This is a genomic window from Weizmannia acidilactici, assembly GCF_008974225.1.
Classification (GTDB): domain Bacteria; phylum Bacillota; class Bacilli; order Bacillales; family Bacillaceae_C; genus Weizmannia; species Weizmannia acidilactici.
The window spans coordinates 1-21510 of record NZ_BKZR01000007.1 but is presented as its reverse complement, the minus strand read 5'-3'; the positions used below and the strand labels follow the sequence as shown (position 1 = coordinate 21510).

General features: G+C 45.8%; 23 protein-coding genes. 4 read left to right on the top strand and 19 right to left on the bottom strand.

Annotated elements, in window-relative coordinates:
• Positions 1 to 88: 88 nt before the first annotated feature.
• The 12 genes from GBH70_RS03875 to glcD all read right to left on the bottom strand — a co-directional run bounded on the left by GBH70_RS03875 (position 89) and on the right by glcD (position 11427).
• Entirely contained in the window at positions 89 to 835 is a 747-nt protein-coding gene (locus GBH70_RS03875; RefSeq protein WP_151679795.1) for a class I SAM-dependent DNA methyltransferase, read from the bottom strand.
• Positions 832 to 1185 (bottom strand): ribosome silencing factor, encoded by a 354-nt coding sequence (rsfS, locus tag GBH70_RS03870; protein ID WP_151679876.1) that lies wholly within the window; start codon positions 1183 to 1185, stop codon positions 832 to 834. Before rsfS ends, GBH70_RS03875 begins: the two co-directional genes overlap by 4 nt.
• A gap of 2 nt (positions 1186 to 1187) precedes the next feature.
• The gene (yqeK, locus tag GBH70_RS03865; protein ID WP_151679794.1) at positions 1188 to 1757 is read right to left on the bottom strand and encodes a bis(5'-nucleosyl)-tetraphosphatase (symmetrical) YqeK; all 570 of its coding nucleotides are present in this window, start codon (positions 1755 to 1757) and stop codon (positions 1188 to 1190) included.
• Positions 1747 to 2319, bottom strand: coding sequence for a nicotinate-nucleotide adenylyltransferase (locus tag GBH70_RS03860; protein WP_151679793.1), 573 nt, complete (start codon positions 2317 to 2319; stop codon positions 1747 to 1749). The genes yqeK and GBH70_RS03860 overlap by 11 nt, the downstream gene beginning before the upstream one ends.
• A gap of 11 nt (positions 2320 to 2330) precedes the next feature.
• Complete coding sequence (yhbY, locus tag GBH70_RS03855; protein ID WP_151679792.1) at positions 2331 to 2621, bottom strand: ribosome assembly RNA-binding protein YhbY; 291 nt, start codon at positions 2619 to 2621, stop codon at positions 2331 to 2333.
• Positions 2615 to 3457: a shikimate dehydrogenase gene (aroE, locus tag GBH70_RS03850; protein ID WP_151679791.1), complete on the bottom strand. Its 843-nt coding sequence runs from the start codon at positions 3455 to 3457 to the stop codon at positions 2615 to 2617. Before aroE ends, yhbY begins: the two co-directional genes overlap by 7 nt.
• Before the next feature lie 61 nt (positions 3458 to 3518).
• Complete coding sequence (gene yqeH, locus GBH70_RS03845) at positions 3519 to 4625, bottom strand: ribosome biogenesis GTPase YqeH (RefSeq protein WP_151679790.1); 1107 nt, start codon at positions 4623 to 4625, stop codon at positions 3519 to 3521.
• A gap of 2 nt (positions 4626 to 4627) precedes the next feature.
• Positions 4628 to 5146, bottom strand: a complete 519-nt coding sequence (locus tag GBH70_RS03840; protein WP_151679789.1) for a YqeG family HAD IIIA-type phosphatase — start codon at positions 5144 to 5146, stop codon at positions 4628 to 4630.
• 225 nt (positions 5147 to 5371) lie between these two features.
• Positions 5372 to 7489 carry a glycosyltransferase family 39 protein gene (locus GBH70_RS03835; RefSeq protein WP_151679788.1) on the bottom strand — a complete coding sequence of 706 codons (2118 nt, stop codon included), beginning with the start codon at positions 7487 to 7489 and terminating at the stop codon, positions 5372 to 5374.
• Between the two features lie 414 nt (positions 7490 to 7903).
• Positions 7904 to 8530 (bottom strand): LysE/ArgO family amino acid transporter, encoded by a 627-nt coding sequence (locus GBH70_RS03830; RefSeq protein ID WP_151679787.1) that lies wholly within the window; start codon positions 8528 to 8530, stop codon positions 7904 to 7906.
• A 135-nt stretch (positions 8531 to 8665) separates the two neighbouring features.
• Complete coding sequence (locus GBH70_RS03825) at positions 8666 to 10021, bottom strand: (Fe-S)-binding protein (protein WP_371862163.1); 1356 nt, start codon at positions 10019 to 10021, stop codon at positions 8666 to 8668.
• On the bottom strand, positions 10018 to 11427 hold the full coding sequence (gene glcD / locus GBH70_RS03820) for a glycolate oxidase subunit GlcD (protein ID WP_151679786.1): 1410 nt from the start codon (positions 11425 to 11427) through the stop codon (positions 10018 to 10020). Before glcD ends, GBH70_RS03825 begins: the two co-directional genes overlap by 4 nt.
• 167 nt (positions 11428 to 11594) lie before the next feature.
• Between glcD and GBH70_RS03815 the strand changes: the two genes are divergently transcribed.
• A complete protein-coding gene (locus GBH70_RS03815) occupies positions 11595 to 12680 on the top strand; it encodes a CdaR family transcriptional regulator (protein ID WP_151679785.1) in 1086 nt (361 codons plus the stop codon).
• 254 nt (positions 12681 to 12934) lie between these two features.
• On the opposite strand, the gene GBH70_RS03810 is transcribed toward GBH70_RS03815, so the two are convergent.
• On the bottom strand, positions 12935 to 14359 hold the full coding sequence (locus tag GBH70_RS03810) for a multicopper oxidase family protein (RefSeq protein WP_014097945.1): 1425 nt from the start codon (positions 14357 to 14359) through the stop codon (positions 12935 to 12937).
• A 177-nt stretch (positions 14360 to 14536) separates the two neighbouring features.
• On the opposite strand from GBH70_RS03810, the gene GBH70_RS03805 reads away from it, so the two are divergent.
• The gene (locus GBH70_RS03805) at positions 14537 to 14977 is read left to right on the top strand and encodes an Hsp20/alpha crystallin family protein (protein ID WP_013859723.1); all 441 of its coding nucleotides are present in this window, start codon (positions 14537 to 14539) and stop codon (positions 14975 to 14977) included.
• A 38-nt stretch (positions 14978 to 15015) separates the two neighbouring features.
• On the opposite strand, the gene GBH70_RS03800 is transcribed toward GBH70_RS03805, so the two are convergent.
• From GBH70_RS03800 to GBH70_RS03780, 5 genes are all read right to left on the bottom strand, one after another.
• Entirely contained in the window at positions 15016 to 15408 is a 393-nt protein-coding gene (locus GBH70_RS03800; RefSeq protein WP_013859724.1) for a DsrE/DsrF/DrsH-like family protein, read from the bottom strand.
• 13 nt (positions 15409 to 15421) lie between these two features.
• Positions 15422 to 15655, bottom strand: a complete 234-nt coding sequence (locus GBH70_RS03795; RefSeq protein ID WP_013859725.1) for a glutaredoxin family protein — start codon at positions 15653 to 15655, stop codon at positions 15422 to 15424.
• Positions 15656 to 15843: 188 nt separating this feature from the next.
• Positions 15844 to 16203: a rhodanese-like domain-containing protein gene (locus GBH70_RS03790; RefSeq protein ID WP_151679784.1), complete on the bottom strand. Its 360-nt coding sequence runs from the start codon at positions 16201 to 16203 to the stop codon at positions 15844 to 15846.
• A gap of 15 nt (positions 16204 to 16218) precedes the next feature.
• Complete coding sequence (locus tag GBH70_RS03785) at positions 16219 to 18159, bottom strand: CoA-disulfide reductase (RefSeq protein ID WP_026683220.1); 1941 nt, start codon at positions 18157 to 18159, stop codon at positions 16219 to 16221.
• A gap of 162 nt (positions 18160 to 18321) precedes the next feature.
• Positions 18322 to 18576 (bottom strand): SHOCT domain-containing protein, encoded by a 255-nt coding sequence (locus tag GBH70_RS03780; RefSeq protein ID WP_014097942.1) that lies wholly within the window; start codon positions 18574 to 18576, stop codon positions 18322 to 18324.
• A gap of 413 nt (positions 18577 to 18989) precedes the next feature.
• Between GBH70_RS03780 and GBH70_RS03775 the strand changes: the two genes are divergently transcribed.
• Entirely contained in the window at positions 18990 to 20225 is a 1236-nt protein-coding gene (locus GBH70_RS03775; RefSeq protein ID WP_151679783.1) for a type II restriction enzyme NmeDI-related protein, read from the top strand.
• 91 nt (positions 20226 to 20316) lie between these two features.
• Here GBH70_RS03775 and GBH70_RS03770 read toward each other — a convergent pair whose 3' ends face one another.
• Positions 20317 to 20892: a peroxiredoxin family protein gene (locus tag GBH70_RS03770; protein WP_172967456.1), complete on the bottom strand. Its 576-nt coding sequence runs from the start codon at positions 20890 to 20892 to the stop codon at positions 20317 to 20319.
• A gap of 240 nt (positions 20893 to 21132) precedes the next feature.
• On the opposite strand from GBH70_RS03770, the gene GBH70_RS03765 reads away from it, so the two are divergent.
• Positions 21133 to 21510, top strand: a 378-nt coding sequence (locus tag GBH70_RS03765) for an SH3 domain-containing protein (protein WP_151679782.1), incomplete at its 3' end; no start/stop codon positions are given.

Genomic DNA, 21510 nt, shown 5'->3' with positions numbered 1-21510 from the left:
TGATTCGACATTTTCTTTCATATTCCTGCACATCTTTTTAAATTTTTTTGCAAAAAAGGCATTCTGCCGCAAAACAGAATGCCTTTTTCTACCGTTTGATGCACGTAAAAAAGATCCTTTCGCTCTCAGGCCCCGGCGCTTCCGCTTTAAAATCGGCAGTAGGCGATTTTACTTCAAAGCCGGCTTCTCTAAGCCATTTCCCATATGTTTCAACCGGGAACGTGCGCTGCTTATGCAATTCATCAAACCGTTCATACAGGCCAGTTTTTTCATCAAAAACAAAAAAACTTAACTCATGTTCAACCGAATGCGGGTAGGCGCCGGGAAAACTGTTCCAAATATAGGAGACGTCATCTCCGTTATCGGCAAACGTATGGTTTTGGAACAACCGGTCGATTTTATAAATGGAATGCACGTCAAACAGGAACATTCCGCCAGGCCTGAGTGCCCCATACACATGCCGGAACGTCTCTTTGACTTCGCTTTCCGTTTCCAAATAATTCAGCGAATCACAGAAAACCGCCACGATATCAAAATCATGAAGGCCTTCAAGCATGCACATGTTTTGTTGGAGAAAAACAATGTACAAGCTTTCTACAAGCGCTTTTTCGCTGGCAACAGCGAGCATGTTCTCCGACAAGTCCACACCGGTTACATCGTAGCCTTCCCTGGCGAGGTGCACCGACAATTCGCCTGTCCCGCAGGCAAGGTCAAGGATGCGCCTGCCTGTAATGCCATACTGCTGTTGCTGTGCTTTAATCCACCGCAGCCAATCCGCGTAAGGTGCATCTTCCATTAACACGTCATACACATAGGCGAAATCTTCATAGCTCATGACAGCACGCTCTCAATGCTGACGGATGGCGCGTCTCCCCAAAGCCTTTCCAAATTGTAATAATTCCGTTCATCACGGTTAAAAATATGGGCCACAATATCCCCGAGGTCAATCAGCACCCATTTTCCTTCTTCAAATCCTTCAATCCGTTTAACCATGTGCCCTGCTTCTTCGACTTTTTCTTTTACTTCACGGGCAATGGCCTGGATTTGTTTATCGGAATTGCCGTTGCAAATGAGAAAATAATCGGCAATTAATGATATCCCCCGCATGTCCAGCACGACAATATCTTCCGCGCGTTTATCGTCGCAAGCTTTCACGACTGTTTTTAATAATGCCTGATTGTCCAAATTCATTTCCCTTCTTTCTTCATCGCTAAATCATTGTATAACGCAAAAGTTTCCGGAAAAATGGTCTGGTGTTTGCTGATCAAAAATTCAATCGTATGCCCCGCCGCAAACAACACCGCTTTATCCAAATCTTCATCAGCAAGCCGCCTGGCTTCATCCACCCCCAGGAAATTGCGCCCTGGTTCAATATAATCGGCCAAATACACAATTTTCTCAAGCTTCGTCATGCCTGCCCGTCCGGTTGTATGATATTTTATCGCATCGAGTACTTCCCGATCAGTAATCCCGGCTTCTTTTTCCACCAAATACGCGCCGACCGGGGCATGCCAAAGTTCATGGTGGAAAGCAAGCAGCCGTCCATCCATCTTTTGGTCTATTATGATTCTCTTCATTTCATCCACCGGGCGGAACTTTGCGTAATCATGGAAAATCGCCGCCAGTTCTGCTTTTTTCTCATCTGCATGGTATTTTTTTGCCAGACGGACGGCAGTTTCCACTACACCGAGCGTATGGGCGTAGCGGCGTTCCGTCAGCTGTGCTTTGACAAGTTCCAATGCTTTCTCACGTTCCATATAAATGATGCTCCTTTATATATTCCCACACCGCATCCGGAATTAAATACTTGACCGACCGTTTTTTTTGCAAATGCGCGCGGATAAGCGATGAGGAAATATGGATTTCGGGAATTTCAACAAACTGTACCGGATAAGCGGTTTGATGCGAATGCTCCGGCCGGTTGACGCCGACAAATCGGACGAGCCGGACAAGCGCGTCAATGTTCCGCCATTTCGGCAAATATTCGATCATATCCGCACCGATGATAAAATAAAATTGGGTGTCCGGTTCGCGTTCCTTGAGCAGTACTATCGTATCATACGTATACGAGCGTCCGGGCCTTTCCATTTCAATCGTCTCTATTTTAAAAGCAGGCTGGCCGCTTGTGGCAAGCTCCAGCATATTCAGCCGATCCAGGTCCGTCACGCCGGCGGTTTTTTCTTTATGCGGCGGTTCCTGGTTCGGCATAAACCGCACTTCATCCAATTCCAATTCCTGCAGCACTTCGTTTGCAATAATGAGATGGCCGATATGTGGAGGGTCAAATGTTCCGCCTAAAATTCCCACTCTTTTTTTCATACCTGACCACCTTAAGGCAGAACGATTTCTTTATGATCCTTTGATTCTTTATAGAGGACGATCGTATTGCCGATGATTTGCACGAGCTCCGCCTGCGACCCTTCCGTAAGTTCGGCGGCAACCGTATCTTTATCGTCCTCGCAGTTTTGCAGGACACTGATTTTGATCAGTTCCCGCGCCTCAAGGGCATCGCTGACCTGCTTCACCATATTTTCATTCACCCCGCCTTTTCCGACTTGGAAAATCGGGTTCAAATGGTGCGCTTTAGAACGCAAAAACCGTTTTTGTTTGCCTGTTAACATACATTTCCTCCTAAATGTTTCAACACGATGCTTTTCATTCTTTCCGTATCCGGTTTAATGCCTGTCCATTTTTCAAAAGCGACCGCCCCCTGGTAAATAAACATGCCGAGGCCATTTTGCGTCCGGGCGCCGCGTTTTTTGGCTTCTTTTAAAAATTTCGTTTCAAAAGGATTATAAATGATATCGGAAACAAATGCACCTGGTTGTAAGTTTGCCAAGGAAACTGCCTGCGCATCCGTTTTCGGGTACATGCCGATGGAAGTGGTCTGCACGATGAGTGTATAGCTTCCGAGATTTTTTTCTGCTTCATCCAGCGTAAGCACCTGCGACGGGCACGGGTAAGGATTGGCATTTCGGATGGCTTCAGCTTTTTCTTTTGTGCGGTTCGATAGATCAACTTGCTGCGCCCCTTCACGGCACAGTGAATAATAAATCGCTTTTGCCGCCCCGCCTGCACCGATGACCAACACTTTATCGCCCGCTAAAGGCCGGCCGATTTCTTCCTTTAACGCCTGAAGAAAACCCGGACCATCCGTATTATACCCGATCCATCTGCCGCTACGCCGCACGACCGTATTGACGGCGCCGATCGTTTTTGCGATCGGGTCAATGTCATCGAGATACTGCATAATTGCCGCTTTATGCGGAATGGTCACATTAAAACCGGCCACCCCGATCGCTTTCATGCCTTTTACAGCCGCTTCCAGATTGTCCGGCGTAACATGGAAGGCATGGTAATACGCATCCAATCCGAGTGCCTGGAATGCATCATTGTGCATGGCAGGCGACAAAGAATGGGCAATCGGGTCGCCTATCACCCCATACAGTTCTGCCAAAATTCTCACTCCCTATTGTAACGGAAGAAAGGCAAGACCAACATTCCTGCCTTTTCCATTTTTAAATCAATGAGCGGCGGAGCATGACACGCACGCCTTTTGGCACATACGCAGCCACTACCGCACCCGGTTCATTGACCGTCACCCAGCCGAGCCCGGAAAAAACTATATCCGTTTTCCGCTCTTTAATGGAAAACTCATACCGCACCAGCTCCGGGAATTCGGCCAGCCGCCCTTTTCCCGGCGGCTGCAGCAAATCACCGAGCTGCCGTGCATACAATGCATCCGCATTTTCAAGTTTGGTGCGGTGGATTTTCAAGGCATTCGAAACATAGCAGACAAACGGGCGCCTGCCGCCTTTTATATAATCGAGACGGGAGAGCCCGCCGAAAAACAGCGTTTGTTTTTCGTTTAACTGGTATACCATCGGCTTGATTTCTTTTTTCGGCGTTATCACCTTCAATTCATTTTTGCCGACAAAATGGGCCATTTGGTGGTGATTGATAATGCCCGGCGTATCAAACAGAGAAGTCCCGTCATCAAGCGGGATCCCGATCATATCGAGCGTCGTCCCCGGAAAATAAGAAGTGGTAATCACATCTTTTTCCCCTGTTGCCTGCTTGATCACACGGTTGATAAAGGTGGATTTGCCGGCATTCGTGCAGCCGACAACATACACATCCTTCCCGTTCCGGTAATGGTCGATCGCCGCCATCGCCTCATCAATTGAATGCCCTTTTGCCGCGCTCACAAGCAGCACATCAACCGGTTGCAACCCGAGTTCTTTCGCCTGCTGCTTCATCCAGTTGACCATTTTCGCCCTTTTCACCGATTTCGGCAAAAGGTCTTCTTTATTGCCGATTAAAAGTACCGGGTTTTTCCCGACGAACCGGTGGAGCCCCGGCAGCCAGCTTCCGTTGAAATCAAAAATATCGACAATTTTAACAATCAGCGCGTCCACCTGCCCGAGCCGGTTTAAGATTTTTAGAAAATCATCGTCCGTTAAAGGGACATCCTGCACTTCATTGTAATGTTTCAGCCTGAAACAGCGCTGGCAAATGACCTGTTCTTTTTCCAGCGCAGACTTCGGGGCGTACCCTAAAACATCCGGATCTTCCGTCTGGATTTCCACCCCACAACCGATGCAATGCACTGCCTGTTTTTCCAAATTCAATCCTCCCAAGTTAAATAACCTTTTTTCCTGAACCAGCCCATAATTTGCCGTTCAATCATCCGGTTGAATTTTGTCAAAAATCCATCCGATTGCGCAACCGGAACGACAAGAATGGTATAAAAACCGTTTCTGTTCCCGCCGAGCACATCCGTCAGCAACTGGTCGCCGATCACAACGGTTTCCTCTTTTTTCACACCCATGATGTCAAGCGCCTGTCGGAAAGCTCTGCCACGCGGCTTTCTCGCTTTGTATAAAAACGGGATGCCAAGCGGGTCCGCAAACGTTTTTACCCTTGTTTCATTATTATTGGATACAATCGTTACTTTGATATCATGTTTTTTCATATTCTGGAACCATTGGATGAGTTTCGGAGGGGCGCTTGGCCTGTCCCACTCGACCAATGTGTTGTCCAAATCGGTAATAATGGCTTTAATGCCGTGCTTTTTTAATTCTTCCGGCTTGATCATTAGCACCGATTTCACTTGACGGTTTGGTAAAAAATTTTCCAGTAACAATCCGTGACACTCCATTCATTTTACCGTTCTCCTCATAAGATGCAAGCTTGGGCGCCCGTTTATGAGTATATTGTCCGTTTCCTGTTCATTCAAGTTTCTTTCATCATAACAATTTTAGCGAAAGTTTCAACAAAAAATCCAATTGTTTGCAGTTTTTCAGGCAGGTAAATGACAAATTCCCCGATCAAAAAACCGGCCCATCCCCGGAGCCGGTTTCGGTAAAATTTATCCCTCATATACATACAACGTTTCGATGCCACCAAAGTGACCGCCAAAATTCGTTTGGCTGTTTGAACTATCTTTCCATTCGCTCTCAGGTACTTTTTTGCAATGGGTTTTGATCCAATTCGTCACGCTGCTTTGGCTGCCGCCCATGCGGAAATCGTTACCTGAGATTAAGAAATATTTCACTTTGCCCGACTTCACCATTTTTTCGAGCTTCTCAGGCGTCAATGCCGGGTCGCTGCCGGAAAAGCCGCCCATTGCCATCACAGCATAATCAGTCTTCAACATGTATGCTTCGGCGGTTTGTGCGCTTTCCGTTGCAAGAAAGTACGTTTCACCATTGTAATGCATTTTCAAATAAGAAAGCAGTTTGGTGTTGACCTGTCTTTCGCCAAAATTGCCTTGTTTTGCTTGGGATGCATTCCCTGTTGGCGGCGTCCCCGCATCCTGATTCAGCGAAGAACCGAAATTCGGCGGCTGCATATGGCCGCGGTTACTCATATCACCGTTAAAACTTCCTCCTGCCATGCCGCCGGGCTCCTGCACATTGCCATCCCGAGCCATCGCCATTCCCTTTCCAAATGAAGCGGAGCCCGGCCCGGCTATCGGCGTGGATGCGTTATTCGTTTTGCCAATCGTCAGCACCGTCCAGTAAAACGGCATGGCAAGCATTCCGACAAGGCTGAGCATCCCAAAAATACGGGCGGTTTTCGGCTGGTGCTTCATCGCCAGCAGTACGGCGAGCACGAACCCGGCCATAATTGTACAGAAAATCCAAATTGAATCAATGGAATCTTTATTTTGGTAAAGGATGAGCGCCTCAAAAAGGAACGTTGCAAGCACGCCCGCCGGCAGAAGCCAGTTTTTCCAATCCTTTTCGTTTTGGTAAAAATCCCAAAGCAGTGTCCAGCCGATCCCGACCAATGCTGCAATGGCAGGCCCCATCATGCTTAAATAATACTGATGGAAAAATTGAGCCACAGAGAAAAACGCCATCATCGGCAGGAGCCAGGCGAGCCAGAACAGAGCGAATTTATGCTGCATGGTAAATTTCCTTGTTTTCCGCCAGCTGACAACGAGCGCAACCATAGTCATCAGCACAAACGGCATGAGCCAGCTGATTTGGCCGGATAACTCCGATTGAAAAAGGCGGAAAATGCTCGGCGTGCCTGTCCCAAACATGCCGCCCGTCTGCCCGTTCCGCATTTGTGGCATGTTTCTTTGCGCATTTGTGCCAGAATTTCCGTTTTGCGCGGTACTTGAGGAAGACTGGCTGCTGTTTTGCGCGGATGTTAAAGCTTTATCCGCATTCGCTTTATTTCCTCCGCTTTGGTTTCCGGTCAGCCGCTGGATCCCGTTATACCCGAAAGCAAGTTCCAGCACAGAGTTCGTTTGGCTGCTGCCGATATACGGCCTTTTGCTTGCCGGAATTGAATCGACAACTACCGCCCATGACAGCGACACGACGGCCAAAATGACTGTCGCTGAAGCCAGATGAAGGATTTTTTTCTTCCAATTCACTTTTGCTGCGACCAAGTAAAACAGATAAACCGCAAGAAGAACCATATAGGCCTGCAGCATCTTGATATTAAAACCGACCCCGACCAGCGCCATGCTCAGCAACAAGTAACGGAACTCCGCCTGATCTGCGGCTTTCATCAGTGCCCATGCTGCGATGAGAAGCGTCAAAATCAAAATGCTGTCGACATTGTTTGTACGCACGACCGCGACAAAAATCGGTGAACAGGCGAGCACAAGGCTGGAAACGAGCGCTGCAGTCCGCCCAAACTTTGGCTTGACAATCACATACATCAGCCATACCGAGAGGACGCCTGCCAAAGCTTCCGGAAACAACACGCTCCAGTCGCTCAAGCCGAAAATTTTTGCGCTTAAAACTTGTATCCATAATGCAACCGGCGGCTTATCGACCGTAATAAAACCGGCCGGGTCGAATGAGGCATAAAAGAAAGCGTGGAAACTTTTCATCATGCTTTTGACCGCAACCGTATAATATTCATTTGAACCTGCATTTTGCAGATTGTAAAAATTTAAGACGGCTGAGAAGGCGAGTATTGCTGCCAGCCAGCAATCGATCCGGTTTTTCCATTTGCTTATCATCTTCATTCTCCTGTTTTGCTGTATTTTTTATTGGCTGAAGAGCCCGATGCTTGTGGTTTCGCGTTTCATTTCGCGTATCCCGTATGTGCCGCGGACAATCATGTAGCCTGTCTTTTGTTTCATCCCTGCTGCCGTCATTGACAAAAAAAGTTCATCGTTTGCCGGCCCAGTCCATCACTTTTTTCAAGCGCCGGTTCGTCAATTGAATGACTTCTGCTTCATTGAAAACCGGGACAACGACAGAATACATCACATCTGATTCATCGAACCATCCTTTCTATCCGGGCTTTTCCATTTTAAATGAGTGTAATGGGAAAAGCTTAAGATAATCTTAAAATCCGTTTTAAAAAAAAAGACCCCAGCTTGGCTGGATTCCTGGCACACAACACCGTCGAAACATGATTTAATAGGTCTTCAGATCAAGTGGAATGCTTTTAAAAATTCTTTCGCAATCAAAACGGCCACACCCCATATCACGAGTGCTGAAATTTTGTTGATGCGCACGAGACATTTTCCTGTTGTATCGAGACTTCCCATGACCCTTCCGGCAACGGCGAGGCTGAAAAACCAGATCCATGAAACGGCGATGCAGGCAATGGCAAAAGCCCACCTTGCATTGCCCGTGTAAGCAATCGCGCTCGTGCCGATCACACCGATCGTATCGAGTATTGCATGCGGGTTTAACAGTGAAACCGAGAGAGCAAAGGCGATCTGCTTTTTTGCGGGCAGCGTATGTTCGTGCCCGCTTTCTTTGGCCGGGGATGCCCGCCAAATCGACCACCCCATATAAAGCAGAAAGAAAAAGCCGATGCCGTATAACACGATTTGCAGCCAGGAAAATTCAAGAATCACGACAGATACGCCGAGAATAGCAAGCGAGATCAGCACTGTATCACAAAGCGAGGCAGTCAGGACAACCGGCAGGCTTTTTGTGAAATTAGGCTGCAGCGCCCCCTGGTTAAACACAAATACATTTTGCGGGCCGAGCGGCAAAATCAGCCCGAAAGCAAGGATAAAACCGTGAAGAAAAGTTGCGAACATTTTAAACCCTCCGTATCAAAATTCACATACTCTCATTCTAACAAAACATCCGCCCGCTGAGTACGCATAAGAGGGTTGAATACCATTAAAGCCGGTTCGAATGTCAGTCGATCCGGCTTCCTTAATCAATCGCGATTATTTAATAACTGCCGCCGCTTCAGCTTCAGCCTCCACCGCTTCAAGCAGCAGATCCGCAATATGCACTGCACGCACTTTTCCGGACAAGCCCAACCGTTCAATGCCGAGCTTCATCTGCAGAAGGCAGCCCGGGTTGGCGGTGACAATCGTTTCGGCGTGTGTTGCTTTTGCATTTTCCATTTTATGGTCTAAAATCTGCATTGACATCTCAGATTCTACAATATTGTAAATCCCGGCTGATCCGCAGCAGTGGTCCGCTTCTTTCATTTCCCGGTACTCAACATTTTCGATCGACTTCAGCAAAAGCCGCGGTTCCGAAAAAGTTTTCATCACATTGCGCAAATGGCATGAATCCTGGTACGTCACTACCTGCTCAGGCAAGCTGAGTTTCCGTTTATGGAAGCCCAATTCCACAAGAACAGCCGAAATATCTTTCACTTTACTTGAAAATTCGGCTGCCCGTTCCGCCCATTCCGGGTCATCTTTTAAAAGGTTGCCGTAGTCAATTAAATACGCGCCGCATCCCCCGGCGTTCGTAATAATATAGTCAACATTCAGATCTTCAAAAGCCCGGATATTGCGCTTTGCCAGGTCTTTTGCCATTTCTTTCTCACCGCCGTGCCCGTGCAGCGCGCCGCAGCATTCCTGGTTTTGCGGGATGACAATCTCACAGCCTGCCATCTTGAGCAGTTTCATCGTCGCATCATTCGTTTTCATAAACATCGTATCCATCAGGCAGCCAGTAAAAAAGGCGACGCGTTTTTTCACGTCTTTTTTTGGCATCAAGTGCGACGGGCGATGTTTCATTTCTTTCATCGTCGGGATTTTCGGCAGCACTTTTTCCATGGAAGCAAGGTTTTTCGGCAAAAGCTTCAAGGCGCCGGTTGCATGCGCCACTTTTTGCAGGCCGCTCCGCTGGTAAAACCCGATCAGCCCCGTTAAAAATCGCATCCGGTTCTGATGCAGGAACAGCTCTTCAAAAACCGCTTTGCGGAGCACTTTCACCGGCAGGGACTGCTTCTTTTTCTTGCTCTGTTGGATAATGTCGCGCGCTTCTTCCAGCAAATGCCCATAATTGACGCCGGACGGGCACACAGATTCGCACGCCCGGCATCCGAGGCATAAATTCAATGTGCGTTCGACATCTTCATCCGGTTCAATTATTCCGTCCACCATCGCCTTCATTAATGCAATACGCCCCCGCGGCGAATGGGATTCCTTGAATCCGGATTCAATATACGTCGGGCATGACGGCAGGCAGAAGCCGCATCGCATGCAGTTGAGCAGCTGATCCTGATCCATCCGTTCTTTAAATTTTTTCTGAATTTCCTTTTGTTGTTCTGCTGTAATCATTTCATCATCACCACACGATTTGTTTCTTTTGCAAAGACTTTGCCTGGATTTAAAATATGGTTCGGATCAAGCGCATTTTTAATCGCCTTCATTACTTCAATGCCTGTATGCCCGAGCTTCCATTCCAAATACGGCGCTTTTGCTACGCCGACGCCATGCTCACCGGTAATGGTCCCGCCGAGTTCAATCGCTTTTTGGAAAATTTCCGCAAACGCTTTTTCTACCCGCTCCATTTCATCTTTATCCCGGATATCGGCGAGGCAGGTTGGGTGCAGGTTCCCGTCCCCAGCATGGCCGAATGTCCCGATATTGAGCCCGTATTTTTCGGCAATCCCATTAATCGCGACAACCATTTTTGCAATTTCCGAGCGCGGCACGGTCGCATCTTCCAAAATCGTTGTCGGTTTCAGCCGGGCGAGCGCGGATAAAGCGGTCCTTCTTGCCGTCATCAGCGCTTCCGCATGCTCAGGGGACTTTGCCACCTGGACATCCACCGCCTTTTCTGCGCGGCAGATTTCCGCCATTTTTTCAATATCGCGTTCAACAACTTCTTCCGGCCCATCCTGCTCAATTAAAAGCACAGCTTTTACATTCGTAGGCAGCCCGATGTGCGCAAAAGCTTCCACCGCCTGCAGCGTCGGCTGGTCCAGAAATTCCAGTGTCGCCGGGATGATCCGGCTGGCGATAATATTGGATACCGTTTGCGCGCACGCTTCGATATCCTGATAGAGTGCAAGCATCGTCTTTTTCGTTTCCGGCATCGGCACAAGTTTCAAGGTCGCTTCCGTAAGAATGGCCAAAGTACCTTCCGAGCCGACCAAAAGCCGCGTCAAATCATAACCGGCCACATCTTTTGCCAGCTTGCCCCCGGTGCGGATGATCTCACCGTTTGCGAGCACGGCTTCAAGCGCCAGCACATAATCGCGCGTCACACCGTATTTCAAGCCGCGCAAGCCACCCGAATTTTCATTTATATTGCCGCCGATCGTCGAGATTTTCATGGAACTTGGGTCCGGCGGGTAAAACAGCCCCTTTTCTTCAACCGCTTTGATCATATCAAGCGTAATGACGCCGGGCTGCACCGTCACCGTCAGATTTTCTTCATCAATTTCCAAAATCTTGTTCATATGCTTAAACAACAGCACGATGCCGCCTTCTATCGGGCATGTGCCGGCACAAAGGTTGGAGCCCGACCCGCGCGGCACAATAGGAATCCGGTGTTTGTTGCAAATTTTTACGATTTTCTGCACTTCTTCTTTATTGCGCGGCGCCACGACCGCATCCGGCATTGACTGAAACTGCGGGCTTGCATCATACGAATACACAAGCCTGCCCGCCTTCGAATCATCGTAATTTTCCGGGCCAACAATTTGCTGCAGTTTTTCTTTTATATCGGCTTGAATCATCAAACCTTCCCCCCGTTCTGCAAATTTTCAATATTTTAACGAGAAAAATATTGTTTTGTGCTTCATTTTATGATAAAGCTAAAAGTGCAAGAATGATATAGATAAAAATACAAAGTTTAGCGGTTACTATTGGTTGATTTTTAAATTTATATACAAAGGTGGTCAACATGCTGTTGTTTCCAAAAATTGCCGGAAAAATCGTGAATGAAGTGCAGTCGGTGATGGATGAGGATATTATTGTTGTGGACGAAAACGGGGTGATCATGGCCTCGACGCAAAAAGACCGGATTGGAAACTTCCATATGGGGGCACAGAAAGTTTTTCAAACGAACAAAAAATTGTATATTGATGAAGAAATGGCGGCGCAAATGGAAGGGGTGCGGATGGGGATCAATATGCCGATCCGGTTCGAAGGGAGGACGATTGGCGTTATCGGCGTCACCGGCAATCCGAAAGAAGTCGAACATTATGCGGAGCTGATCCGCCGGCTGACGGAGCTTATTATTCAGGAAACCGTCCATGCTGAACAAGCACAGTCCAAAACGAGGGGGCTCGAGGCATATTTCTACGAATGGGCGACAGTAAAGGCGTATGACCAGCATTTCGTTGAACGGGGACTGATGCTTGGGATTCCGATGCAGGTGCCTCACATCTGCTGTTTTTTAAAAATGGCGGTGCCGCCATCGGGGGAAACAGAAATATTTGAACGGCTGCAATCCTATATTGAAACGGACCGCGACATGATTGTGCACTGGGGTCCGGGGTTGTTTTTGCTGCTGAAAAGCGTGGAAGCGCCGTTTTCAAAAGAACGGTTTTATGGGCAATTGGAAGATTTTAAGCGGCGATTTGCGCCAAATTGCGCAGTCGGGGTCGGAAAAACAGCCGATACATATGTGATCCGCCAGTCGTTCAAAGAAGCACAGAAAGCTTTGAAAGTTGCCGGAAAAAAAGGCGGTATTGTGTTTTATGAAGACCTGCTCCTTGATCTGCTGATAGAAGAAGTGTCGGAAGAGGCGCGCCAGGAGTATTTGCAAAAAACAATCGCGAAACTGCAGGAACATGCGGGCCTCGCAGAAACATTGCAAGCCTATCTTGCAAACAACCTGTCGCTGAAAGAAACAGCCGCTCAGCTCCATGTGCATATTAATACGCTCCATTACAGGCTGAAGCAAATCACCGAAGTCACGGGCATTGATCCGAAAACAGCGGAAGGCATTGCACTGTTTTATTTGGCGGTACATTTGGCGGAGTAGAAGATTTTTCACTGAAAGCGTAACGGAGCTGTCCCAAAAGCCCCATTTAAGTAGGAATTTTGCTCTAACGGTCGTGACACAGCTTCTCAAAGCCGTTTCTCCAGAGATTTTTGCTCTAATGATCCTGACAAAGCTTCTCTGAACCGTTTCCTCGGGAAAATTTTGCTCTAAACAAGAAAACCCTTTGAGAAAAAGTAATTTCTCAACGGGTTTTCTTGTTTAAAAAGGACTTTTGCGAGAACTCCCTTTCTGGCTTATTTCACTTCAAACTGCCCCATCATGCCAAGGTCTTCATGTTCGAGGATATGGCAGTGATACATATAAATGCCTTTAAACGGGAACCGCATTATCACTTTCACCGTATCTCCCGGATTGACGAGCACTGTATCTTTCCAGCCCTGCTCATTTGCAGGCGGCGTTTTGCCGTTTATGCTCAAAATCTGGAACTGGACACCGTGGACATGGAACGGGTGCACCATTTTTTTCGTCCCCATGGAAGTTGAAGCGTTTTTGATTTCCCAAATTTCGATGGAATGCAGTTTCACTGTTTCATCAATGTGGTTCATATCCATTTGCTTGCCGTTGATGCTGACATTCGGGCCCATGCCGCTCATCACAAATTTGCGGGTTTTGACCGCTTTTGAATCCGGGATTTTCTTAATGGTTGCAAGTTTCCTTGGGACGCTGTAAGATTTTGTGTATTTGCCTTTAACTTTAAAATACATCAGCGTTTCTTTTCCGTTTTTCAACTGGAGCATACCGCCGTCTCTTAGCTTGGAAAAATCAACAAGGATTTCCGCGCGCTCTCCGGCTGAAAGTGTCAGTTTTTTCATTTTCACCGGCGATGCAAGGAACCCGCCGTCAGATGCAATTTGCGTAAATGTTTGGTTGCCGCTTAGGTGCAGATTATACGTCCTGCCGTTTGAGCCGTTTAAAATCCGGAGGCGGACAAGACCGCGTTTGACTGTCAATTGCGGCTGGATTACGCCGTTGACGAGTTCGGTCGTGCCCTGAAAGCCGAATACTTGGTCGTTCATGTCCAATTTATAGGACAATTGCCCGTTTTTCGTAAAACGGCGGTCCTGCAGCACGAGCGGAAAATCGTTTTTTCCGTAGTCTTTCGGGATATCTAGTTTCTCCGAATTTTGATCATCGACATAAATCAGCCCGGCCAGGCCTTTATAAACCTGTTCACCCGTCTTTCCCATCGGGTGCGGATGGTACCAAAGCGTGGCTGCCTGCTGGCTTACGGTAAAGCTGACTTTCCACGTTTTGCCCGGCAAAATCGTATTATGTGGGCCTCCGTCTGCGGAACCCGGTACCAGAAGGCCATGCCAGTGTACCGTTGTCACTTCTTTTAAGTCGTTTTTTACTGTCATATTGACCTTTTCGCCTTTTCTCACCCTGATCACAGGACCTAAATAATTGCCGTTATACCCGTATGTCGTTGACGTTTTTCCAGCTATAAATTCTTTTTTGCCATGCTGTGCGGTTAAAGTGAAATCCGCCACATCCGGATCCGGATTGGTGTCTTTAAGCACCGCCGGAATCGGCAGTGCAGGATGCTGCGCGTCTTTTTGCTCCGCGCTCTTTTTCACGTGCCAACTGTAAAAAACGGCACCCCCGATGATCACGATAGCCAATAGGATAATGGCTGTTATCCATACTCTCTTTTTCATATTACCCCTGCTTTTTGTTATTTTTATGTTCGGTATCATCTTAACGTTTTTTTGTGCAGGAGTTCTATTAATAAGTTTTGACGCTTTTGTGAACAAATTTATTTTGAATAGTATCTTTGTTTTAAACCGATTTCAGCAGGGTATAATGATAGTGTAAGTAGAAGGAGGGATTTTGAGATGTTTGATTTAATGCCATTCAGAAGGAATGAAGATGTTTTCGAACGTATGCTTAAGACCTTCAATGATATGTTTGACACAAATGCTTTAACACCGTTCAACGGTAATGCCAACTCGTTCCGGACAGATATTACTGAAAAAGAAGATGCTTATCTCGTTGAAGCGGAATTGCCTGGCTTTTCCAAAGAAGACATTACGATTGATGTGAACAATAACTATTTAACGATCCGCGCAAAACGCGACCAAATGGAAGAAAGCAAAGACGAAAAAAATAAAGTCATTCGGCAGGAACGCCGCTACGGCGAATTCGTCCGGCAGTTCTATGTCGACAATATTAAAGAAGACGAAATCAGCGCCACCCTTGATAACGGCGTCCTGAAAATCAACATCCCGAAGAAAACGAAAGAAGGTTCATCCGGAAAAAGGATTGAAATTCAATAAAAAAGAGCGGGGACTCGAGGGAGAGTCTCCGCTCTTTTTCAAAACGCCAGCGTTACATCCGCATCTTTTGCGTATTCGAGAAAAGTGACAGCGCCGCCGACTTCAGTGCCGTCGATAAAATCTTCTTTCTTCAGGCCCATGACATCCATTGTCATCTGGCAGGCGATGAATTTTACACCCAGGTCTTTTGCTATTTCAACGAGTTCAGGAATAGAAGGGGTGTTGCTTTTCGCAAAACCTTCCGCATAGTTTTCTTTTCCTTCCGGCATCGGCAAATTTTTATGCACTTCTTTATGGATGAGGTTCAATCCTTCAAATGTGAAAAAGATGGCCACCTCCATGTCGGACGCTGCCCCTGCTGTTGCAATGTTAAATACTTTATAGGCATCAAACAATCCGCCGTTGCTTGCAATGATCGCTACTTTTCCCATGTTTCATCTCTCCTCAATTTTGTAATGCCTGCATAATGCCTTCCGGGTCAAAACCGATCACCCATTTGCCGTTGATTTCGGTTTGTGGAACGCCAATCTGCCCGGTTGTTGCGACAAGTTTCCGCATCATCGCAGGGTCCCTTTCCACATTTACTTCTCTGTAAGGAATGTTCTGTCCGTTTAAAAAGTTTTTTAGCATCGCGCAAAACGGGCAATGCGTCGTAGTATAAACTGTTACATTGTTCATCTGTCTTCTCTCCTTTTTGTTTTACAAGGGGTATCTCCAATGCTGTTTCATAAAAAATCAGCGGTTCTCATGCTTTTATCAGCGGTTTTTGGAAAATATCAGCGGAAATTCAATACATATCAGCACTTCTTACCTATTTATCAGTGGACTGCCCGAATTATACAGGGAGGGGTATCTGGCATCCCAAGCTATCTCCACGCTGACATGCCGCCTTTTACATTTGTGATCTGCTTAAATCCCTGTTTCTTTAAAATTTTGCATGCTTTGCTGCTTCTCATCCCGCTTCGGCAGATGACCACCACTTCTTTGTCTTTCGAAAGCTGTGCGGATTTTTCGGCCAGCTGGTGCAAAGGGATGTTTTTAAATTCTTTGATGTGGTTCCCTTTGAACTCTGCAGGCGTTCGCACATCAATAAATTGCTTCCCTTTATCTTTTAATTCATTCTTTAACGTTGCTGTGGTGATCTGCCTGACCCCTTTTGCCGGGATCAGGCGGGGAATCACAAGCAGCACGATCAATACCAGGATGACAATATTTAAGATCGTCATATTGCGCCTCCGCTATTATTTTTTCTGAATCCAGAATTTAATCGTTGGTCCGTCTTGTTCGGTTTTCAAAATTTGATGGCCTGCATTTCTTGACCATGCCGGAAGATCATTGAGCGCGCCTCTGTCTGTTGCATGCAGTTCAAGCACTTCGCCGCTTTTAATTGTTTCGATGCCTTTTTTCAAGCGGATCACCGGCATCGGGCAAACCAGACCGCTCACATCCAGTACTTTATCCGCCTGTACTTCACCTGTAACTTCCGTTTCGCCTCTGTCATTCACAGTCGTTTTGCTGTCATTTTCAATGTTGCTTCCAAACACGCCGGAGTATGTTTTCCATCCACCGTCCACGTTTTTCACGTCAAAACCGTTGTTTTTCAGAATCCTCGTAGCCAAATAGCCGCGCAAACCAACCTGGCAGCTGACATAAACGGTTTTGTCTTTCGGAATTTCATCGAGCCTGTCCCTTAATTCGTTCAGCGGAATATTGATCGATCCTTTGATATGGCCGAATTCGCGTTCTATCGGTTCCCGGACGTCTATCAAAATCCCGTCATCTTCAATGATCTTGTCAATTTCATGCCACTGGACATGTTCGAGTTCCCCGTTCATGAGATTGGTAGCGACATAGCCAGCCATGTTGACCGGGTCTTTCGCAGAAGAATATGGCGGAGCATAGGAAAGTTCCAGGTTCGTCAAATCTTCAACAGTTAAGCCGCCTTTAATGGCCGTCGCAATGACATCGATCCGTTTATCAGCGCCGTCCGTACCGACCGCCTGTGCTCCGAAAATTTTTCCAGTATCTTTGTCAAAAATCAGTTTCAAGGAAATCGGCGTGGCGCCCGGATAATAGCCGGCATGCGAACTCGGATGAATATGGACGACTTCGTATGACACGCCAAGCCGTTTCAGCGTTTTTTCGTTATTGCCGGTTACCGCAACAGAGAGGTCAAATACTTTTGCAATCGAAGTGCCGAGCGTCCCCTCGTATTTTTCCTTTTTGCCCATGATGTTATTGGCGGCAATGCGCCCTTGCCGGTTTGCCGGTCCCGCAAGCGGGATCATTGTCTTGTTTCCGTTGATGTAATCCACAACTTCTACCGCATCACCGACTGCGTAAATATCTTCATTTGAAGTTTGCAAGTATTCGTTAACAACAATGCCGCCGCGCCCGCCCAAAGCAAGGCCCGTATCCTTTGCCAATTGGTTTTCCGGACGGACGCCGATCGCCAAAATCGTCATATCCGTTTCAATTTCTGTCCCGTCTGATAAAATCACTTTTTTTCCTTCATTTGCAAAAGCTTGAAGCCCGTTTTCCAACACAAGGCGGACGCCTTTTTCTTTCAAATGGTTGTGTACAAGGCTCGCCATTTCATAATCGATTGGCGCCATCACTTGGTTTGCCATCTCTACGATTGTCACTTGAATCCCGCGATGTGCAAGGTTTTCCGACATTTCAAGGCCGATAAAACCGCCGCCAATAATCACTGCACGTTCCGGTTTTTCCTGATCCACAAAGTTTTTGATGCGATCCGTATCCGGGATATTGCGAAGCGTAAAGAGCGTTTTGTTTTCTCCCAGCCCCGGAACAGGCGGCACAATCGGGCGTGCACCCGGGGACAAGAGCAGCTTGTCGTACGTTTCTTCGTACACTTCATTGGTCCGCAAGTTTTGTATGGTGACAGCCTTCTTCTCCGGATCAATTTTTGTTACTTCGCTTAAAGTGCGGATATCTATATTGAACCGTTTCGACATGCCCTCAACCGTCTGCACAAGAAGATTGCTGCGGTCCTTGATCGTTTCGCCGATATAGTACGGCAATCCACAGTTTGCGAAAGAGATGTATTCACCGCGTTCCACAAGAACGATTTGGATGTCTTCACTCAGCCTTCTGAGTCTGGCGGCAGCGGTTGCCCCGCCGGCTACACCTCCTACGATGATCACTTTCTTTACAGCCATGATATTTACCTCCTAATGATCTGTCTAAATACCCATATAGGTATATTGGAAACCAAAAAATAATTTGATTTTTATTTAACTTGGTATTTACAAAACTCATTTTATACCCCTATAGGTATATTGTCAATAAAATTTAACGAAAAAGGAGCCAATTGCAGCCCCTTATTCCGCCAAGTCTTTCTTCATTTTCTTAAATTCTTCTTCCGTGATCTCGCCTTTTGCATACCGTTCCCGCAATATTTCCAGGCTACGGTCTTCTTTCGGATGAACCCCGAAATCTTTTTCGCTTACTTTTTTAATGCCAATTACAATCAAATAAATAATTAATATGAAAATCAACAGCTGGACGATCATGCCAATCATCCCGAAAACGCCCATCATGCCGTATCCACCGTACTCATTGTACCACATATGCATAGACAAGCATCCTTTCATTTTTAATTTTCGCTCTCCAAATTATATTTCGATCTTCATACTTAATGTATCACCTTTTTCTAAAAAATTCCTTAAACATGCTTATATTGGCCTGTAATGGCTTCCAACTAATTCTTTGTTTTTCGAGGAATATCCGCAACGTCCAGAACAAGCTGAGAAATGCCGGTTTTCGGTATATCATACTTTGATCACCGTTTGGGGAGTGGGGTATAAGGGGTTGTGGACCCAAAAAGATTTTTTATCTCATAATTAGACAGTGTGGATTACTTCATTTTTTATCATCAATTGTCTCTGTAACAAATTTTTTCTTTACCACTCGTTCCCCGCCTCTATTTTTTAGATATAATATTAGTATAATTTAGTAAAATTGCCATTTTTAAAAAGGAGTTTTATCAATGGAAGACATCATCAACACCTATAAAAATGACCCCGAGTCCGTATACCACACTTGGTTCTTAAATAATGATGATAGATTAAAAGCTTTCCGGTCCATTAGAAAAAGCCTGGCAAAGGTTATAGATGAAATTGAAGAAGGCAAGTTTGGAAATGATTTTAAAGGTTCCAGTTTAGAAACGGTAGTGACGGCGATATCAGAACAGAAACAAATATTTGAAGGCGCCGCCCATGCATTTTTTTGGAAACCAAAACTGCGTATCCCGGATATTTACGAAAATGAGGCAAACAAAAAAGCGTTCGGGCGGTTTTTGAAAGCGTGCCTGAATGCAACAAATGAAAAACAAGTTTTGGATGAAATACGTGAATTGAATGGATACAACATAAAAGGGCTAGGACCGGCTGTTGCAAATATAATCTATTTTTTGCATCCGACTTTATTTCCTCCGTTTAATACAGCCATTGTGAAAGGCTTTAATTTGCTGTTCAGCCAAAAAATTAAACTCGGCTCCTGGCCTGAGTATTTAAAAATGAGGGAGATTATTCTCTTTAAAAATCAGGAATACCGTAACATGCTGTCCAAAGATTTGGGCGCTTTCGCCGGCCTTCTATTTGAAATCGGATCGAACCGTTTAGTCATCGATGAAAATGCAAAACTTGTATTACAAAATGAACTGGATAAGCAGGTAAAAGCAATTGCACGCCGACATAAAGAAGTAGAGAAAGATATGGCGGAGGAAAACTCCCATTCAGAAATGCAATATGATCTTGCCAAATTAGGGCGGGCTTTAGGCTACAAAGTGTGGATAGCACGCAATGACCATAAAAGAAAATGGAACGGTGTAAGTTTAGGTGAGCTCTCCATTAAACACCTGGAGTTAAATCATGTCCCGCCTTCCGTATATGGTACCATTTCCCTTATCGATGTACTTTGGCTGGGCAATGGAAACAATATCGTAAGCGGCTTTGAGGTAGAAAAAAGCACCACCATCTATTCGGGTATTTTAAGACTCAATGATCTCTCCCTTTCTATTGAAAAAGATTGCCGGCTCTATTTAGTGGCCCCGGAAAAAAGAGAAAAAGAAATCCAAGCCCAATTGTTAAGGCCCTCTTTCAAGAAAGCCGACTCTGTACCCATTTCGTATATTTTATTTAAAGATTTAAGATGCGACTGCGACGCCATGTGCAAATTTGGCAATGGCCTGTCTGTATTGGATAAAATCAGCAAATCCGTTTAATATGTCATCCAAAAAAGGGCTTGCCAAACGATAAGCCCTTTCTCATTTTTTCAGGGATAATTCTTCTTCTGTCATCCATTTTTCCTATTCTTTATTCTATATCCGCTGTCAACTCCGCCATCGTTTTTTCATCCATCGGCCCGATGATTTTATGCGTGATGATCCCTTTAAAATCAATAATATAACTGGTAGGAATGGTGAAAGCCTTGTACCGGCTGCTGACGGATCCGTTTAGATCATACAGGATTTGGAAAGTAAGGCCGTTTTTTTTCACGAAATTTAATGGGGCGTTCTCATTGGTTTCCGCATTGGTTAAATTGACAGCCAATATCTCCACATCTTGGTTTTTTTCATAAAACTTCTGCATATCCGGCATCTCGGCTTTACAGGGTGGACACCAGGAAGCCCAAAAATTCAATATTACTTTTTTTCCTTTAAAATCGGACAGCTTTACGGATTGTCCTCGTACATTCGTTAATTCAAAATCCGGCGCCGGCTTTCCTTCTTCTGCTTTCGGGGCAGTGGATACGGTTTGTGCCTTTGTAACGGCATGTTCTTTTTTCTCTGTTGTATTTTTTTCATCGAATGAGAACGGTTTCCGTAAATTCACAAACACAAGGAAAGCTGCTAAAAGCAGAATACCAGTGACCAGCATGATTTTCTTCAAAGTTTCACGCTCCTTTTGTATTCAAAATTTATATCCTAATTTTATTTCTTATCGCATTTCTTCTATTTTTATTCATTGTATTCCTTAAATAGAAGCGCTTATGTTTCAGATTGAAAATACCTGTTTCTCTATTTATTGTTAAAAATTTCATGAGGTTTCCGATATAATAGATTGAAAGGGCACTCAGATGATAATTTTGGAGATTACGGCCCTGAAAAAATTTTATGAAAGGGGATTGAGATGAAAAAAAGTTTAGTCATCCCAACGTTATGCTTTGCCGTTATGTCTACCCCAGCTTTTACGAAAGCTGTCCAGAAACCATCGGGCAATGCGATAACCAAGTTCCTGCATCCGGCTGCAGTTGCTGCCGAAACGGCAACAAAATACGTAAAGGTAGATCAAGGATCCTCACTGCTTTTGCGTTCAAAAGCCTCAACGAAAGGATCCATTTTAGCAAGACTGCCAAGAGGGACGAGTGTTACCGTATACTCAACAGCGAATGGCTGGTCTAAAGTGAGGGCGCTGGGAAAAACAGGCTATGTCAGTGCACAATATTTATCATCAACTAAAATAACCAATGCTTCAACCAAAACCGTTACTAAATATGTCAATGTCGAT

Bases quoted from the DNA above. Each gene is read 5' to 3' on its own strand.
- GBH70_RS03835 (WP_151679788.1), bottom strand. From the start codon at position 7,489: ATGATAAGCAAATGGAAAAACCGGATCGATTGCTGGCTGGCAGCAATA.
- yqeK (WP_151679794.1), bottom strand. From the start codon at position 1,757: ATGGAACGTGAGAAAGCATTGGAACTTGTCAAAGCACAGCTGACGGAA.
- GBH70_RS03780 (WP_014097942.1), bottom strand. From the start codon at position 18,576: ATGCATATGTGGTACAATGAGTACGGTGGATACGGCATGATGGGCGTT.
- GBH70_RS03825 (WP_371862163.1), bottom strand. From the start codon at position 10,021: ATGATTACAGCAGAACAACAAAAGGAAATTCAGAAAAAATTTAAAGAA.
- GBH70_RS03800 (WP_013859724.1), bottom strand. From the start codon at position 15,408: ATGGGAAAAGTAGCGATCATTGCAAGCAACGGCGGATTGTTTGATGCC.
- GBH70_RS03860 (WP_151679793.1), bottom strand. From the start codon at position 2,319: ATGAAAAAAAGAGTGGGAATTTTAGGCGGAACATTTGACCCTCCACAT.
- GBH70_RS03830 (WP_151679787.1), bottom strand. From the start codon at position 8,530: ATGTTCGCAACTTTTCTTCACGGTTTTATCCTTGCTTTCGGGCTGATT.
- glcD (WP_151679786.1), bottom strand. From the start codon at position 11,427: ATGATTCAAGCCGATATAAAAGAAAAACTGCAGCAAATTGTTGGCCCG.
- GBH70_RS03815 (WP_151679785.1), top strand. From the start codon at position 11,595: ATGCTGTTGTTTCCAAAAATTGCCGGAAAAATCGTGAATGAAGTGCAG.
- GBH70_RS03805 (WP_013859723.1), top strand. From the start codon at position 14,537: ATGTTTGATTTAATGCCATTCAGAAGGAATGAAGATGTTTTCGAACGT.
- GBH70_RS03775 (WP_151679783.1), top strand. From the start codon at position 18,990: ATGGAAGACATCATCAACACCTATAAAAATGACCCCGAGTCCGTATAC.
- yhbY (WP_151679792.1), bottom strand. From the start codon at position 2,621: ATGTTAACAGGCAAACAAAAACGGTTTTTGCGTTCTAAAGCGCACCAT.
- GBH70_RS03795 (WP_013859725.1), bottom strand. From the start codon at position 15,655: ATGAACAATGTAACAGTTTATACTACGACGCATTGCCCGTTTTGCGCG.
- GBH70_RS03790 (WP_151679784.1), bottom strand. From the start codon at position 16,203: ATGACGATCTTAAATATTGTCATCCTGGTATTGATCGTGCTGCTTGTG.
- GBH70_RS03875 (WP_151679795.1), bottom strand. From the start codon at position 835: ATGAGCTATGAAGATTTCGCCTATGTGTATGACGTGTTAATGGAAGAT.
- GBH70_RS03785 (WP_026683220.1), bottom strand. From the start codon at position 18,159: ATGGCTGTAAAGAAAGTGATCATCGTAGGAGGTGTAGCCGGCGGGGCA.
- GBH70_RS03810 (WP_014097945.1), bottom strand. From the start codon at position 14,359: ATGAAAAAGAGAGTATGGATAACAGCCATTATCCTATTGGCTATCGTG.